18 protein-coding genes and 1 pseudogene are annotated in these 14,187 nt (G+C 69.4%); 10 read left to right on the top strand and 9 right to left on the bottom strand.

What is annotated here, in order from left to right:
* Positions 1–10: 10 nt before the first annotated feature.
* From ACIQZN_RS17305 to catA, 3 genes are all read right to left on the bottom strand, one after another.
* Positions 11–346 (bottom strand): hypothetical protein, encoded by a 336-nt coding sequence (locus ACIQZN_RS17305; RefSeq protein WP_403993907.1) that lies wholly within the window; start codon positions 344–346, stop codon positions 11–13.
* 3 nt (positions 347–349) lie between these two features.
* Entirely contained in the window at positions 350–811 is a 462-nt protein-coding gene (locus ACIQZN_RS17300; RefSeq protein ID WP_403993904.1) for a helix-turn-helix domain-containing protein, read from the bottom strand.
* A 130-nt stretch (positions 812–941) separates the two neighbouring features.
* Positions 942–1,592 carry a type A chloramphenicol O-acetyltransferase gene (catA, locus tag ACIQZN_RS17295; RefSeq protein WP_403993901.1) on the bottom strand — a complete coding sequence of 217 codons (651 nt, stop codon included), beginning with the start codon at positions 1,590–1,592 and terminating at the stop codon, positions 942–944.
* 94 nt (positions 1,593–1,686) lie between these two features.
* Between catA and ACIQZN_RS17290 the strand changes: the two genes are divergently transcribed.
* Positions 1,687–2,481: a carboxymuconolactone decarboxylase family protein gene (locus tag ACIQZN_RS17290; RefSeq protein ID WP_403993898.1), complete on the top strand. Its 795-nt coding sequence runs from the start codon at positions 1,687–1,689 to the stop codon at positions 2,479–2,481.
* 89 nt (positions 2,482–2,570) lie between these two features.
* Positions 2,571–3,296: a hypothetical protein gene (locus ACIQZN_RS17285; RefSeq protein ID WP_403993895.1), complete on the top strand. Its 726-nt coding sequence runs from the start codon at positions 2,571–2,573 to the stop codon at positions 3,294–3,296.
* 45 nt (positions 3,297–3,341) lie between these two features.
* Here the strand turns inward: ACIQZN_RS17285 and ACIQZN_RS17280 are convergent, their stop codons facing one another.
* Complete coding sequence (locus ACIQZN_RS17280) at positions 3,342–3,581, bottom strand: DUF397 domain-containing protein (RefSeq protein WP_403993892.1); 240 nt, start codon at positions 3,579–3,581, stop codon at positions 3,342–3,344.
* Positions 3,578–4,354 (bottom strand): helix-turn-helix domain-containing protein, encoded by a 777-nt coding sequence (locus ACIQZN_RS17275; protein WP_403994484.1) that lies wholly within the window; start codon positions 4,352–4,354, stop codon positions 3,578–3,580. Before ACIQZN_RS17275 ends, ACIQZN_RS17280 begins: the two co-directional genes overlap by 4 nt.
* A gap of 144 nt (positions 4,355–4,498) precedes the next feature.
* Between ACIQZN_RS17275 and ACIQZN_RS17270 the strand changes: the two genes are divergently transcribed.
* The 4 genes from ACIQZN_RS17270 (at position 4,499) to ACIQZN_RS17255 (ending at position 7,336) form a co-directional block, all read left to right on the top strand.
* Positions 4,499–4,897: a hypothetical protein gene (locus ACIQZN_RS17270; RefSeq protein ID WP_403994481.1), complete on the top strand. Its 399-nt coding sequence runs from the start codon at positions 4,499–4,501 to the stop codon at positions 4,895–4,897.
* A 208-nt stretch (positions 4,898–5,105) separates the two neighbouring features.
* On the top strand, positions 5,106–5,957 hold the full coding sequence (locus ACIQZN_RS17265) for a hypothetical protein (protein WP_403993889.1): 852 nt from the start codon (positions 5,106–5,108) through the stop codon (positions 5,955–5,957).
* A gap of 96 nt (positions 5,958–6,053) precedes the next feature.
* Complete coding sequence (locus ACIQZN_RS17260) at positions 6,054–6,704, top strand: TetR/AcrR family transcriptional regulator (protein WP_403993887.1); 651 nt, start codon at positions 6,054–6,056, stop codon at positions 6,702–6,704.
* 44 nt (positions 6,705–6,748) lie between these two features.
* A complete protein-coding gene (locus tag ACIQZN_RS17255; protein WP_403994478.1) occupies positions 6,749–7,336 on the top strand; it encodes a helix-turn-helix domain-containing protein in 588 nt (195 codons plus the stop codon).
* Between the two features lie 24 nt (positions 7,337–7,360).
* On the opposite strand, the gene ACIQZN_RS17250 is transcribed toward ACIQZN_RS17255, so the two are convergent.
* Positions 7,361–7,930: a hypothetical protein gene (locus tag ACIQZN_RS17250; RefSeq protein ID WP_403993884.1), complete on the bottom strand. Its 570-nt coding sequence runs from the start codon at positions 7,928–7,930 to the stop codon at positions 7,361–7,363.
* A 112-nt stretch (positions 7,931–8,042) separates the two neighbouring features.
* Here ACIQZN_RS17250 and ACIQZN_RS17245 point away from each other — a divergent pair, with 112 nt between their 5' ends.
* Positions 8,043–8,324: a type II toxin-antitoxin system Phd/YefM family antitoxin gene (locus ACIQZN_RS17245; RefSeq protein WP_403993881.1), complete on the top strand. Its 282-nt coding sequence runs from the start codon at positions 8,043–8,045 to the stop codon at positions 8,322–8,324.
* Positions 8,321–8,575: a Txe/YoeB family addiction module toxin gene (locus ACIQZN_RS17240; protein ID WP_403993878.1), complete on the top strand. Its 255-nt coding sequence runs from the start codon at positions 8,321–8,323 to the stop codon at positions 8,573–8,575. The genes ACIQZN_RS17245 and ACIQZN_RS17240 overlap by 4 nt, the downstream gene beginning before the upstream one ends.
* A 36-nt stretch (positions 8,576–8,611) precedes the next feature.
* Here the strand turns inward: ACIQZN_RS17240 and ACIQZN_RS17235 are convergent.
* A pseudogene (locus ACIQZN_RS17235) lies at positions 8,612–9,037 on the bottom strand (alpha/beta hydrolase); the annotation flags it as partial.
* Between the two features lie 649 nt (positions 9,038–9,686).
* Between ACIQZN_RS17235 and ACIQZN_RS17230 the strand changes: the two are divergent.
* Positions 9,687–11,750 (top strand): WD40 repeat domain-containing serine/threonine protein kinase, encoded by a 2,064-nt coding sequence (locus tag ACIQZN_RS17230; protein WP_403993875.1) that lies wholly within the window; start codon positions 9,687–9,689, stop codon positions 11,748–11,750.
* 36 nt (positions 11,751–11,786) lie between these two features.
* On the opposite strand, the gene ACIQZN_RS17225 is transcribed toward ACIQZN_RS17230, so the two are convergent.
* On the bottom strand, positions 11,787–12,218 hold the full coding sequence (locus ACIQZN_RS17225) for a hypothetical protein (RefSeq protein ID WP_403993872.1): 432 nt from the start codon (positions 12,216–12,218) through the stop codon (positions 11,787–11,789).
* 213 nt (positions 12,219–12,431) lie between these two features.
* Entirely contained in the window at positions 12,432–13,139 is a 708-nt protein-coding gene (locus ACIQZN_RS17220; protein ID WP_403993869.1) for a GDSL-type esterase/lipase family protein, read from the bottom strand.
* A 58-nt stretch (positions 13,140–13,197) separates the two neighbouring features.
* On the opposite strand from ACIQZN_RS17220, the gene ACIQZN_RS17215 reads away from it, so the two are divergent.
* The gene (locus ACIQZN_RS17215) at positions 13,198–14,187 is read left to right on the top strand and encodes a WD40 repeat domain-containing protein (RefSeq protein WP_403993866.1); all 990 of its coding nucleotides are present in this window, start codon (positions 13,198–13,200) and stop codon (positions 14,185–14,187) included.

The following is a 14,187-nucleotide window of genomic DNA, read 5'->3' as shown; positions in this document are numbered from 1 at the left end:
AGGCGCTCGATCACGTCGGCGACCGTGCCCGGCGGATTCTTCCAACTGTCGGCGATGCGCTGGATCTCTGGCGGTCGTCCTTGTCCGGGAGCTCGACCATGTCGATGAGCGGTTCGTACCCCTTGACGAGACAGTCCCGCACGGCGGCCTTCATCAGTCGCCGTGTCCTGTCGAGGGTTTCGGGGGCCAGGTCCGGGCGGTTGGCCCGCACGTTGCGAAACGTCTCGTCGAGGATGGTCTCCGTCCACTTCGCCTGTACGAGGCCGGCCCCCGCGACGCGGATGAGCACGTCGCGGAGGATGTTCGGGTAGAGCACATTGGCGTCGTACAAGGCGACGAAGGCCATCGGCTACATCAGTCCCATCTCCTGGCCGAGCTGAGCGAGCTCGTCCGCCGCTTCACGGCGACGCCGGTCGTCGGCCTGCTTGTACTCCATGAGCGACGACGCCGTGATCCTGCGGTGCGTTCCGACCATGCGACATTCGATCTCGCCCGCCTCCAGGAGGCCGATGAGGAAGGGCCGGGAGACGTTGAGGATGTCCGCCGCCTGCTGAGTGGTGAGCTCGGCGGTGCTGGGGACGATGGACACGCCTCGGCCCGCCCCCAGGTGGGCGAGGAGGCCGGCGAGGAGCTCGACGGCTTCACGGGGCAGGGTGAGCGGCTCGCGCTCGCCGTCATCGAGGGGCTTGACGGTGATCTGCCCGAGGTCGGGGTGCTCGGTGAGGTAGCCGCGGACGCGAGTGAGGGCCAGGTTTGCCGCGGCGGTCTTCTCGGGCGGGAGTTTCACGGGCCTGATATCTGTCTTCGTCACGGTGCGCCCCTAAATTTCGTGGCGGATGGGCGTCGCTTCTTGTGGCTCCTTCAGTATCCGCAATATCTGCAACATCTGCAATAAATGTACGCAGTCGTGGCGGCCCGTTACCGCATGACGGCGCCGCGCCCTACAGCCAGTCCGGCTCCGCCAGCAGCGTCTCCAGCTCGTTCACCAGCCGCGCCGTATGGAACCCGTCCGCCGCCGCGTGGTGGACCTGCACCGCCAGGGGCAGGAGGACGTGGTCGTCGCGTGACACGTAGCGGCCCAGGGTGAAGATCGGGGCCAAGTGGTCGTAGCCGTCGCGGATGTTGAGGTTGAAGCCGGTGAAGGCGCGCCAGGGGAGGCTGGATACGTCGAAGGTGTTCGGTGGGGGCGGGCCCTGGGGGAAGAGGGAGGTCGCGCCCGCGTGCTCGGACAGCAGCGGGGCCGCCGCCTCGTGGAACGCCCCGAAGTCCGCGTCGTACGGCGCCCACACGCACGCGAACGTCTCCCGGTCCGCGTTGAACACCGTGAACGCCGGGTGCACCACCGGCCACACCGCCGGGTCGCCCGAGTCCGTCAGGCACAGGCGGAATTCCTCGTGCCGGTTGACCACCGTGGCCAGCGCCCATACCTGCGCCAGGTACGACTTGCGCGGTGAGCGCCGCAGCGCGGCCGTCAGCGCGGTGACGTCGACCTCCACCGTCATCGAGTACGTGCACGGCACCCGCCGCCGGTAATGTGCGAAGTGCTCCCGGCGCGGCCAGGTGTCCGGATCGATCGGGTTCGGCACGTCCATCCGGGCATCATCGCAGCCACCCGCGCCCCCGCCCCACCCGTTTTCGCGGGGCGCGCTTGCGTTGGAGTGCACTCGAACTCCTACCGTCATCCGCATGAGCACCGAACAGCAGAACGACCGGTACGAGCGTGGTTACGCGGCCCTCAGCGAGGTGGCGAACGGCGCCCAGGACGCCGTCATCGACGGCCTCGCCGACATCGCCCCGCACATGGGCCGCTACATCGTGGAATTCGGCTTCGGCGACATCTACACCCGCCCCGGACTCACCCGTCGCCAGCGCCAGTTGAGCACCGTCGCCGCCCTCGCCGCGATGGGCAACGCCGCGCCGCAGCTCCGCTTCCACATCGGCGGCGCGCTCAACGTCGGCTGCACGCGTCAGGAGATCGTGGAGGTGCTGATCCACGTCTGCGTGTACGCCGGTTTCCCCGCCGCCCTCAACGGCCTCACCGCCGCCCGCGAGGTCTTCGAGTCCCGCCCCGACGACGCCCCGTTCGTCCCCGTCCCCGACGCCTCGGGCGGCGACCGGCTCGCACGCGGTCAGCAGGCCCTCGCCGACATCGACGGGCACGCGGGCCAGCAGGTCATCGACTCCCTCAAGGACATCGCGCCCGACCTCGCCCGCTACGTGCTGGAATTCTCCTTCGGCGACATCTACTCCCGTACGGGCCTCGACCTCCCGACCCGCGAACTCGTCACCGTCGCCCTCTGCACCGCCCTCGGCACAGTCGGCCCGCAGCTCCGCGTACACCTCCACGGCCTGCTCAACGTGGGCGGCACGCGGGAGGAGGCCGTGGAGGTCATCACGCAGATGGCCGGTTACGCCGGTTTCCCGGCCGCGCTCAACGGGCTCACGGCCGCGCGTGAGGTCTTCGCGGCGCGGGACGAGTGACGCCTCGGGACGGCAGATGAATCTCTGGACGTCAGTTCAGCAGACTGCTAATTTTCCGCCGCGAGCACGCGCAATCCGGGGGGTATCGCATGCGTTCCAAGGTTTTGGCGGCTGCAACTGGATCAGCCATCGTTGTCGGCGCATTGGTGACGTTACTGGTTGTTCAGGCCGACGGGGACGACCAGAAGTCGGCTCGATCCTCGGTGATCATCTCCCACGGTGATCAGCTGCTGCCTAGTGACACACTCACGGATTGGGTCACCTACGGTGATCACCTCGTGGTCGCCACGGTGACCGGTCAGCGTGAACTCGCCCCGACGCCGGAAGAGACCGAGGCGGACGAGGGCTACATCCCGCGGGTGATCAGTCTCCGGATCGACAAGGTGCTGTGGTCGCGGAACGAAGCGTCGAACGCGCCGTCAACCTTCGATACGGACATCGACGGTTGGCAGTTCCACGGTGACCGGCGCGACGCCGTCCGCATGGAGGGCGAACCCATGCTGGAAGTAGGCAAGCAGTACGTTCTGCCCATCCTCTACTTCAGCAAGACCAAGACGGTGCAGAATGCCGGCTGGTCGACGCTGAGCCCGAATTCCATCATTCCCTACCAGGAGGGAATCCTGGGCAAGGGCGACGTCATCCCGAGTGTGCAGCAGGCGGACGGCGACACCAAGCCGGCCGACGCGCGTGGGCCGTTCTTCGGCAAGGAGCCCGAAGAACTGGTCTCAGCGCTCAAGTCGACGCCACCTGATCCCGCTGTCGCGGACGCGATGAAGCTGCCTCCCGACGAGCGCGCCAGGCGCGCCCACAAGTGAGAGGGCAACGGCCCCGGACCATGGGCCGGGGCGCGCTGCGCCGCGTTACGCGGCGGTGTGGCGGATGAACGTGTCCCAGGCGTCGGGGGAGAGGGAGAGGGCCGGGACGGTGATGTCCTTGGAGTCGCGGATGTGGACGGTGTGGGGGCAGGTGGCGACCTCGACGCAGTTGCCACCGTTGGTGCCGCTGTAGCTGGACTTGGACCAGGAGAGTGCGACTTCGATGCAGTCGCCGCCGTTCGTGCCGCTGTAGCTGCTCTTGAACCACTTCAGGTCAGTACTCATAGGTCCTTCATCGTCTGCGTGATCAACTCGCGCGATTCTTCCAGCCCGTCAGCCTGCGTCCGCAGCATCCCATAGAGGGCGAACAAGCTTCCCAGCTGGGGGTGGTCGCTGACAACGAAGTTGCGCCCCTGCACTTCCAGGTACGCCAGCCGTTGTCGGTGCTCGGTTTCCAGCAGGACGAAGGGGCCGTTCAGGCCAACGTGCGTCTCCCGGCGGGGTGACATCACCTGGATGTGCACGTTCCGCAATTCGCTTACTTCGAGCAAGTGTTGGAGTTGTGCCCGGTGCACCTCCCGTCCGCCGATGGGGCGAGTGAGCGCGCTCATTTCGAGGACGAAGCTGACGTCCACCGGTGGCCTGCGTGTCAGCAGGGTCTGTCGCGCCAGCCGTCCGGCCACCAGACGCTCGATCTCGTCGTCGTCGAGCGGTGGACACGCCGCCCTGTGCGCTGCGTGCGCGTGTGCTTCGGTCTGGAGCAGTCCAGGCACGGTGCTGGATTCGTACTGGTACCGCGCGACGCACTTGGCTTCCTCCTCGGCGACCGGGGCGAACCAAGAAGCCAAGTGGCTGAACTTCAACTTCAGCGCCTCAGCGATCAGCGCACCGTTCGCCCCCGTCGCCGCATCCGCCTTCGGAACGAAGTCCCCTCTCGGCGGCCTGTGGCCCCGTTCTACCATCGCTACCTGCGACTTGGAGAAGCCGACCTTGCCGCCTAACGCCTCCTGTGAGAGCCCCGCCAGCTCGCGGTAGTGCCGTAACAGCGCCCCGAACATCGCGGCGTTACCGTCGCCGGTATTACTGGAGTGCACAGAGCCACCTCCAAGTTCACAAGAGTGCACAGACGGCCTGTGTCCCTGGTCACGTTAAGTGCGGACGCCGACGCTTACCGTATGGAACAGAAAAATTCACCGAACCAGGTGCCCAACTGGATCCCCGCCAGCGGCCACGCCCTGCGTCACGCCGGCATCCACTTCGACGCGGTCCGGATCTCCGGCGTGCTGGGCGAGCAAGTCTCTTACGAGATCATGCAGTTCACGGACTTCCAGGCAGGTCCGATCATCCGCTCGCGGATCGGGATGCGGAGCATGTACTTCCTGGTCGAGCCCGGCACGGCGAGTGCGTACCGCTGGCCGGCGGGCGTGGACGCGCTCGTGCGCAAGGGCTCGGACTTCATCGGGGTGCCCGCGCTACGTGGGCTCACGTACCCGCTGGACTGGCGTTCGGAGCCGACGACCGAGGATCCGTTCGTGGATACAGCACTTCTGTTCGAGCTGGTAACCAAGGTGGTGTCGGACGGAATTTCTGCTGTACGGTGACGGCGTCGTTACGCTCCGTGCGCACCGCGCACGGGGCGGCCCTCGGGGGTGCTCACAACACCGGGTCCGAGGGCCTTCACCCCTGATGGATTCACGAGGTCCACCGAAGATGCTCTGGCATGCTATCTCGCCCTCCCGCGCCTATGTGAAGGCCGCGCACGATGTCGTGCGTCATTCGAATCTGAGCAGTGACGCAAAGGTTCTGATCATGTATGTGCAGGGTTTGCCCGAGTCCCGCGCGAGCGAGGCGCTGAGCGATCACGCGAAGAGGATCGGGATCAAGGGCCGGGCGTATCAGCGGGCCAAGTCCCAGCTGAGGGAAGCCGGTTACGTCCACGAGTGGCGGTGGCAGGGCCAGGGCGGGCTGTGGATGACGGATCAACTGTTCTCCAACGTGCCGCTCACGGACGAGGAGGCGCGGGGGCTCAGGGGCGCGAAGGCGCAGGCCAAACCGGCTGATCGGTCACCGGCGGGCGGTCAGGCGGGCACTCGGATGGTCGGCACTCCCCAACCAGAGGTTGAAGAAGAACGGGAGAAGAACACCCCCCACCCACCCACCGAAGCGCCTGCGGCAGAGTCGGCGGCGGAGCCGGTTGCGGCGGCCGCCCCGGAAGTCGCCGAGGCGGAACGCGTGTTGCTCTCGCTGCGGCACGCGAACCCGCAACTGCACCTCGGCGTACGCGAGGCGCGCAGCCTGTCCGAGACGGCGGCGGACTGGCTGCGGCGGGGCGTGAGGGCGTCGGAGCTGCGGCAGGCGCTGGTGAACTCCCTCCCGGCGGAAGGAGTGCGGTCGGCCTACGGCTTCGTACGCCACCGCCTCGTACACAAGCTGCCGGAGGCACCCCCGCCGGTCGCGCCGGTGGCGACGGTCAGGCCGCACGTGACGTGCGAGGGGGACGGGCCGGAGCATGTGTTCCGGCCCAGGGCGGACGAGACGCTGTGCGGCCCCTGCGCCCAGCAGGTGGCCGAGGAAGCGCACTTCGCGAAGTACCCACCGCGCCAGCAGCCCTGGCGGGAACGGGTCGCGACGATCCTGGCAGTGGACGCCGCAGCGACGTGAGGCGCACGTCCGTTCGTGGTGTGGCGGTCTTTGCCGTGGACGCGGCGGGGCGGGGACAGTGGTGGCTCGGGGGCCGGTACGGACTGAGGAGGACCCGTGGTGGATACCGTGGTGGAGCTTTGGGACGGCGTACGAGCGGTGCGCGACCCCGCGCGGGTGCGTGCGCAACTCATGGCGGCGGGGCGGACGTTGTTCGCGGTGTACGGCTATGCCTACACGTCCGTCGAGGACCTGTGCGCGGAGGCTCAGGTGGAAGTGCGCGACTTCCACCGCGAGTTCGCCTCGCGGGAGGCGCTGCTGACCGACCTCTACGACGAGGTCGCGATGGCCGGGATGCAGGCCGCGCAGGCGGAGCTGGCGGCGGAGGGCATGGAGACCTGCCCGACCGAGGAGCGCGTCCGCAGGCTCTTCGAGGCGTACGTCCGGGCCGTGACGCGGGACCCGCAGGCGGCCCGGGTGGCCTTCGTGGAGGTGCTGGGCGTGAGCCGGGCCATGGAGGAGCACCTCACGATGTGGCGCTCGGTGTGGGTGGAGTTCCTGACGGCGGAGTCCGAGCGGGCCCGGACGCGGGGACACGGGGTGGACGGCGACCTCGCGGTGGTGGTGAAGGTGCTGACCCGGTCCGTGGACGAGCTGCTCGCGCATCACGGGCGGAGGCCCCGGCAGGTGCCGCCGTCGTGGCTGACCAGCGAGTTCACCCGGCTGTCGATGGCGATGATCGGTCCGGCGGAGGGCGACCCCGTTTGACAAGGTGCGTTGCCGGGTCGGCAAATGGAACCATGGCAGACCCGATGGGTGACGAGGACCTGGCCGCCGTCCTGACGGGCGTCGGCCCCCGCCTGCGCGCGCTGCGCACCGAGCGCGGGACGACGCTGACGCAGCTGAGCGAGACGACGGGCATCTCGCTCAGCACGCTCTCCCGCCTGGAGTCGGGCGGCCGCAAACCGACGCTTGAGCTACTGCTGCCGTTGGCGAAGGCGTACGGCGTCCAGCTCGACGAACTGGTCGGCGCGCCGGACACGGGGGATCCGCGCGTCACCTTCCGCCCCTTCAAGCGCCACGGGATGACCTTCGTCCCGCTGACCCGGCATCTGGGCGGCGTGAACGCGTACAAGCAGGTCATGCCGGGTGCGACGGGCCCGACCGGCCCCGTCGAGCAACGGGTCCACGAGGGCTACGAGTGGCTGTACGTCCTGTCGGGCCGCCTCCGCCTGGTCCTGGGCGACCACGACCTGGTCCTCACGGCGGGCGAGGCGGCCGAGTTCGACACCCACACCCCGCACTGGTGGGGGGCGGCGGGGCCCGACCCGGTGGAGTTCCTGAGCCTGTTCGGACCCCAGGGGGAGCGGATGCACGTACGCGCGAAGCCGACGGGGTGAGGGGTCCCCGGGGGCCGGAACGCGTTACGGGATTCCCGGAGCCGTCCGGGCGCGGCCCGCGGACGCCGACGCGGAGGCGAGGACGAGGAAGCTGCTGGACGCGAGGAGCACGGCCGATGTGGCGCCGGAGATCCGGAGATCCGCCTTCAGCGCCTCGTAGTACGCGGACTCGGTGAGCGCGACCCGGACGCTGTGCTGAGGGTCCGCGGTCTTGTCCCAGTAGGTGTAGTAGTAGCCCGACGCGTCTGCTTTCGCGTCCTCGGCCGTACCACCACCGGTCGCGAAGCCGAGCGCGGCCAGGCAGATGACGCCCGCGTAGGCGAGCTTGAGGGCGCGTGGCAGCAGCCGGACGTAACTGCCGAGCTGCCCGGCATTGCGGGAGCCCATCAGCTGGGTCGCGGCCCCGCTGACGAGGCCGCAGACGATCGCGACCGCGAGGGCCGGGAACACCGAGAGGAACAAGCCCGTCACGAGCCACTGCGGCACGGTGTACGCACCGGGCAGCCAGGTCGAGGCCATGCACAGGAGATCGACCCCGCACAGCACCGACACCACCCAGAAGAGCACCCTGTAGCCGCCCCGCAGCTCCTCCATGCCGGATTCCTTTCCCGTCCGCGAATACCGGGGCCCCGATGCGGGGACCTCTCCCCGAGGGTGCCGAGAGTGGTACGTTATCGAGTACCACTCTCGAAGGGAAGGCTGAGCCATGTCCATAACCGCGAGTGAAGCCCGCAAGGCTCTCTTTCCGCTGATCAAGAAGGTCAACGACGATCACGAGGCCATCGAGATCGTCTCCAAGCACGGCAACGCGGTGCTCGTCTCCGCCGAGGACTACGCGGCCCTGCGCGAGGGCTCGTACCTGCTGCGTTCTCCGGCGAATGCGCGACGGCTGCTCAAGGCCTACGAGAACGCACTGGCTCACGTCGACGTGTCGGAGCGTGAGCTGATCGATCCGGAGGCTGCGGATCCGGCTGCGGGTGTCGAGTGAGGCTTGTCTTCGAGGACCAGGGCTGGGAGGACTACACGTCCTGGCTCAAGAACGACCGCAAGATGCTCGCGCGGATCAACAAGCTCATCGAGGACGTCAGGCGCGACCCGTTCACGGGCATCGGCAAGCCGGAGCCGTTGAAGTACCACCTGCCCGGGGCGTGGTCGCGCCGCATCGATGACGAGCACCGGCTCGTCTACCTGGTCACGGCGAAGGAGATCGTCGTCCTCGCGGCCCGCTATCACTACTGACGGCGGAGGCGACCGCGCCGCCCCGGGGCAGCCCGCTTACTTGTGGTCATGGAGGAAGGTCGGGATGTCGGCTCGGGTCGGGTAGTCGGGCAGCGGTGCGGGCTTGTCCTGGAGGAATGCGGTGATGACGGCTGCTGCTCGTTGGTCGTTGTCGTCCAGGCCGTTCCACATGTGGTGGCCGACGCCGGGCATGTACTGGGTGCGCTGGATGGCGGGGTTGTTCGCGAGGACGGCCGTCTCCCATTGCCGGACCTGGGAGGAGCACTCGGCGATCATCAGCATCGCGGGTGTCCGGGAGCGCCTCAGCCGACCGGCGATGGAGGGCGAGTCCTTGACCGTTTGCTGGATGCGGAGGCTGGCGGCTGCGCTGAAGGAGAAGTTGCGCGCCGTGTCCTCGACCGGGATGCGGTGCGCGTCTCGCGCGCAGTAGGCGGACGCGGTGTCGCTGCCGAGATCGGCGGCGGCCCCGCCACATCGCGGCGAGGACCGCGAGGCCGACGGTCACGGACCATGCGACGAATCCCGAGCCCGCGCCGTCGGTGGCGACGATCAGCGCCAGAAATAAGGCGACCGGCACGACCACCGCGGCGGTTGCCGCCAGCAGGCGGCCGACACGGACTGATCCGCGAGGTCCGCGACCAGGCGGTCGCCGGGCTGTTCCAGGACCTGACGGCTGTTCCTCGCTCGGAGGCCGCCCTTCAGGATCTGTACGCGCTGGCTGCGGCGTATCGCCATTGGGGACGCGAACACCGGCACCTCTACACGGTGTTGTTCGGTGGAGCGCAGTCCTTCGTCCCGTCGACCCGGACCGGCGACCGCGATCCGGTGCGGCCGCTTGTCGCGGCGATCGACCGAGACCGCGTTCCGGTCAACGATCGACGCCGTACTGCGCGGCTGGGCAACCCCGGCCGCCTTCCCCGGCCTTCGACGCACGGACCCGGCACCGTGAAACGGTTGCGCCGTAGACACACGTGCACCAACGCGGACTGGAGCGGGTGCACGTGCAGCCCTCGTGTACGTGGAGCGTGAGGCGGCGGGCCGTGAAATGATCCGGGCCAGGCTCGCGAGGTCGACCGGTGCGGGCCGCAGTCGAGCGGAGGCTTGGAGCGTCATGACAGACCCGGCCGGTGGCATACCCGCGGCGATCGGTCCGTATCGGCTGGAAGGGCTGCTCGGCGAGGGCGGGATGGGCCGTGTGTACCTGGGGCGAACACCGGCCGGAAGTGCCGTGGCCGTCAAGGTCGTTCACCGTGCGTACGCCGCCGACCCAGAATTCCGTAAACGCTTCGCGTTGGAGGTCGCGGCTGCCCGGCGCGTTCAGGGGCTCTACACCGTGCCCGTCGTGGCGGCGGACCTGGACGCCGGGGAACCCTGGCTCGCCACGGCCTACGCGCCCGGGCCCTCCCTCCAACAGGCCGTTGGCGAACGGGGACCGCTGCCGGGCGAGGAGGTCCTCGCGCTGACGGCCAGGGTCGCCGAGGCGCTGGAGACCATCCACGCCGCCGGAGTGATCCACCGCGACCTGAAGCCCTCCAACATCGTCCTCACCGCGGACGGGCCCAAGGTCATCGACTTCGGGATCGCCCGCGCGGCGGACGTTACCGCCGTCACCGCCACGGGCATGCGCGCCGGAACGCCGGCCTACATGGCACCCGAGTACATCCGGGGGCAGCAGGTCACCGAGGCAGGTGACGTCTTCGCGCTCGGCCTCGTCGCGTATTTCGCCGCCACCGGACGGCTCGCCTTCGGCGGCGGCAGTGACCACGGAGTGGCGTACCGGATCCTCGAAGAGGCGCCCGACCTCGCCGGCTGCCCCGAGCCGGTGCGGCGCGTCGTGGCCCGTTGCCTGGAGAAGGACCCGGCTCGGCGGCCGACGCCCGCCGAGGTGGTCCGGCTCTGCGGAGGGGCGGAGCCGGAGGGGCCCGGTGGCGGCCGCACGCCCACCGTCGTGTCCGCGCCTCCCACGACCGGGCCGGACGCTCCCACCGCCACGGCGCCGGCGCGCGGCCCGGCGCCGGACGCGGGACCGGCGGCCCCGTCCATGCCGCCGTACGCCGTCCTGCTCGGCGTCGTCGGTGTCCTCGCCATGGCCGTCATCCTGATCGTGGTGCTGCTTCCCTCGTCTCATGAACCCCAGCCGAAAAGGCGTCCGTACCCCGTGGTCGCGGCGACCGCGATCTTCGCCAGGGGGACCAGCGGCGTCGCGTTCGGCCGGGACAGTACGACGCTCGCCACCGGCGGCGATGACGGCAAGGTCAGGCTGTGGGACGTCACCACGCGGAAGGTGCGTACGACGCTCGTGGAGAAGGACCGGACGGGGGAGCCGATGAGCGTCCTCAACGTGGTGTTCAGCGCTGACGGGAAGACCCTGGCCGCGCGGACCTACAACAACCTGATCGGTGTCTGGGACGTGGCGGGGCGGCGGGAGATCCGCCGCATCGAAGAACACACCTACGCCATCGCCCTCAGCCCCGACGGCCAGCGGATCGCCCTCGGCAACGTCATCGGGACCGAGCTGTGGGACGTCCACAGCCGCAGTGAGAAAGCGCGCGCCCACTTCACGCAGGAGGTGCTCACGACGGATGTGGCGTTCAGCCCCGACGGCAAGACCCTTGCCACCGTCGGTGACGCGTCCGAGAAGCGCAGCTACCCGAACAACGAACCGGCCAAGCTCTGGGACCTGACCCGGATCGATCCGGAGCCCTACGGCCAGGGCGACCCCCGCCACGACCTCGCCCTTGAGGACGTCACCGACGCCGTCGCCTTCAGCCCCGACGGCAAGACCCTCGCCACCGGCGGGCCTCAGGCCGACGTGCGGCTGTGGGACGTGGCCACCGGCCGCCTCAAGGCCACCGTCGCCAACCGCCTCGCCGAACCCCGGGACCTGGCGTTCAGCCCGGACGGCCGCAGCCTCGCCGTCACCGCCGACGGCGGGGTGCTGCTGTGGAACCTGGCCGACCGCAAGCCGAGTGCCCTCCTGACCGACGACGACACGGGCTACGGCGACGACGAGATCCGTGAGCTGTCCTTCAGCCCGGACGGCCGGTACCTCGCGGGCACCACGGCGGGGGGCGTGGACGAGTCGGACGAGGACTCTTTGGACGGCGCCTCGGCCGACCCCGACGCGGTCAACGGCGTACGCCTGTGGAAGGTCCCTTCGGGGGCCGCGCCTTGAGCGTTTCTCCCTTGATGCAGGACTCCTCCTAGCCTGTCAAAGTGCCCAGCCGGGGCGCCACTCGATGGCCTCCCGGACACGTCTCAGGGCCTCGGCCGGGAGCGGGTCGCCCTGCACGAAGAGGATCCAGTGCCAGGGGCCGTCGTCCCATTGCTGGGCTCGCACGATCAGCTCGGGATCGTCCTCCGGGTGCCAAGCGGCTCCGGGCCAGCCGTAGTCGAAGGGCGGCTCTTCGCGGGGTTGCCGCACCAGGACGGCCTCCGGATCCACCCGATCACGCTGCGGCAGCAAGTCCACGGCGACCATGCCCGTATCGGGATCGCCGTCCCTGTGGCTGACCTCCTGGAGCGGCCATGGCCACCATCCCGGACTCGGCAGCAGGGGCTCCTCCTCGGCGTAGCGTTCACTCCACCGCCGAAACCTGTCGCCTGCCAGCCGGTCGGGATCGTCGGCATCGAGTTCGGCCACGTCACTTGTCCCTTCCCGGTGGATCCGCCGCATCTGCCGTTGTCGTCGGTCTCACCAGTGTCTGGAGCACGTTGTGTTCCGGGCGGGGGCGTCGATCTTGGGTCAGGGCCTGGAACGGTGACCTCGTGCACATTCTCACGCCCGCATGTCAGAGTCGCACCATGACGTCGCACGCGCTGCACCGCTCCCTCGCGTCCGGCACGATTGACGACCTCAGCAGGTTCCTGAAGTAGCCGTTGCCGCGGCCGCGTACCGCCCGCCCACCCCCCACGCCTCGTGCATCGCGTCCGCGAAGGCCGCTGCCAGGTGGTGTTCGCCCGTGGGGTTGGGGTGGGTGCCGTCGTACGTGGAGGTGTGGATGTCGTACGCCGGGGGGTGGGACGCCAGGAGGAGGGGGGAGCCCGGGGCGGCCAGGTCCGCCGCTGTCTTCGCCAGGAGGGTGTTGAAGTGCGCGCACTCCGCCGCGAACGGCGCGTCCGTCTCCGCGCGGATGTTCGGGATCACCGGGAGCAGCACCACGCGGATGTGCGGGTTCGCCTCGCGGGCCGCCGCCAGGAACGCGGCGGCGTTCTCCGCGGTCTGGGCGCTGTCCGTGTAGAAGCCGAGGTCTATCAGGCCGAGGGAGACCAGGAGGACGTCCGGGCGGTGTGCGGTCACCGCGTCCGCTATCAGCGGGGCCATGTGGAGCCAGCCCTCGCCCCAGCCCGCGAGGTGGCGGCGGGCGGGCGGTGGGAAGGCGTCGGCGGCGTACGCGGAGGACGAGGCCGTGCCCGTATCCGCGTCGTACAGGCCCGTGCGCGGGCCCACCAGCTCGTGGGGGCCGTCCGGTGCCGCCTCCAGGTGCTGCCACATGCGGTAGCGCCAGGTGAAGTCGCCGGCGCGCCCGATGGTCATGGAATCGCCGACACACATGAAACGCATGGCGTCATCATGGCGGATCCCGGCTACGCGCCGGTAGGTGACGATGGACACTTGTGCCATGCGTTCGTACCGAATGACGTCCTTCCTGGGCGCTGCCGTCCTCCTCGCCCTCGCCGCCGCCCCCGCGCTCGCCGACGACGGGGCCGACCGGAGCTTCACCATCGAGGACCCCCGGATCACCGAGTCCAGCGGCCTCGCCGCGAGCCGCCTCCACCCGGGGATCTACTGGACGCACAACGACAGCGACGACGGTCCGTACGTCTTCGCGGTCGACTCGCGTACGGGAAAGACCGTCGCGACGATCACCATGAAGGGCGTCGGCGCCCCCCGCGACGTCGAGGCCATCTCGATCGGGCCGGACGGGAACGTCTACGTCGGCGACATCGGCGACAACCTCAACGGCAGCTGGGACCACGTCTGGATCTACCGCTTCCCCGAGCCGAAGACCCTGAAGGACGCGACCGTCCGGGCCACCCAGTTCGACGTGAAGTACGCCGACGGGCCGCGCAACGCGGAGGCGCTGATGGTCCACCCCAGGACCGGGCGCGTCTACATCGCCTCGAAGAACGAGGACGGCGGCGGCCTGTACGAGGGGCCCGCGAAGCTCACCACCGGCGGCGACAACGTCTTCCGGCGGGTCGGCGAGGTCCCCTGGGTGACGGACGGGGCCTTCTCACCGGACGGCAAGGAGCTCGTCCTGCGCTCCTACTTCAGCGCCCGCGGCTACACCTTCGCCGACGGCCGCCTCGGCAAGGACTACGACGTCGAGTCGCCGCTGCTCCCGCAGTCCGAGTCCGTGACGTACACGGCGGACGGCTCCGCCCTGATGTACGGCTCCGAGGGCAAGCGGAGCAGTGTCGTACGGGTGGACCTGAAGAAGACCGGGGACGGAGGCGGCGGCGGGGCCGCGCACCGGGGCGGGGGGACGAAGGACACGGCCGACGGCGGGGACGGGGTGCCGGTGAAGGGCACGACGCTGACCGGCGGCATCGTGCTTGCCGCGTTCGCGCTCGTGCTCTTCCTGGGCAGGCGCCGCCGCAAGGGCTGA

Source organism: Streptomyces sp. NPDC097595, from assembly GCF_044761525.1.
Lineage (GTDB): Bacteria > Actinomycetota > Actinomycetes > Streptomycetales > Streptomycetaceae > Streptomyces > Streptomyces drozdowiczii_A.
The sequence above is the reverse complement of the archived record's forward strand: the minus strand, read 5'-3'. Positions and strand labels throughout refer to the sequence as shown.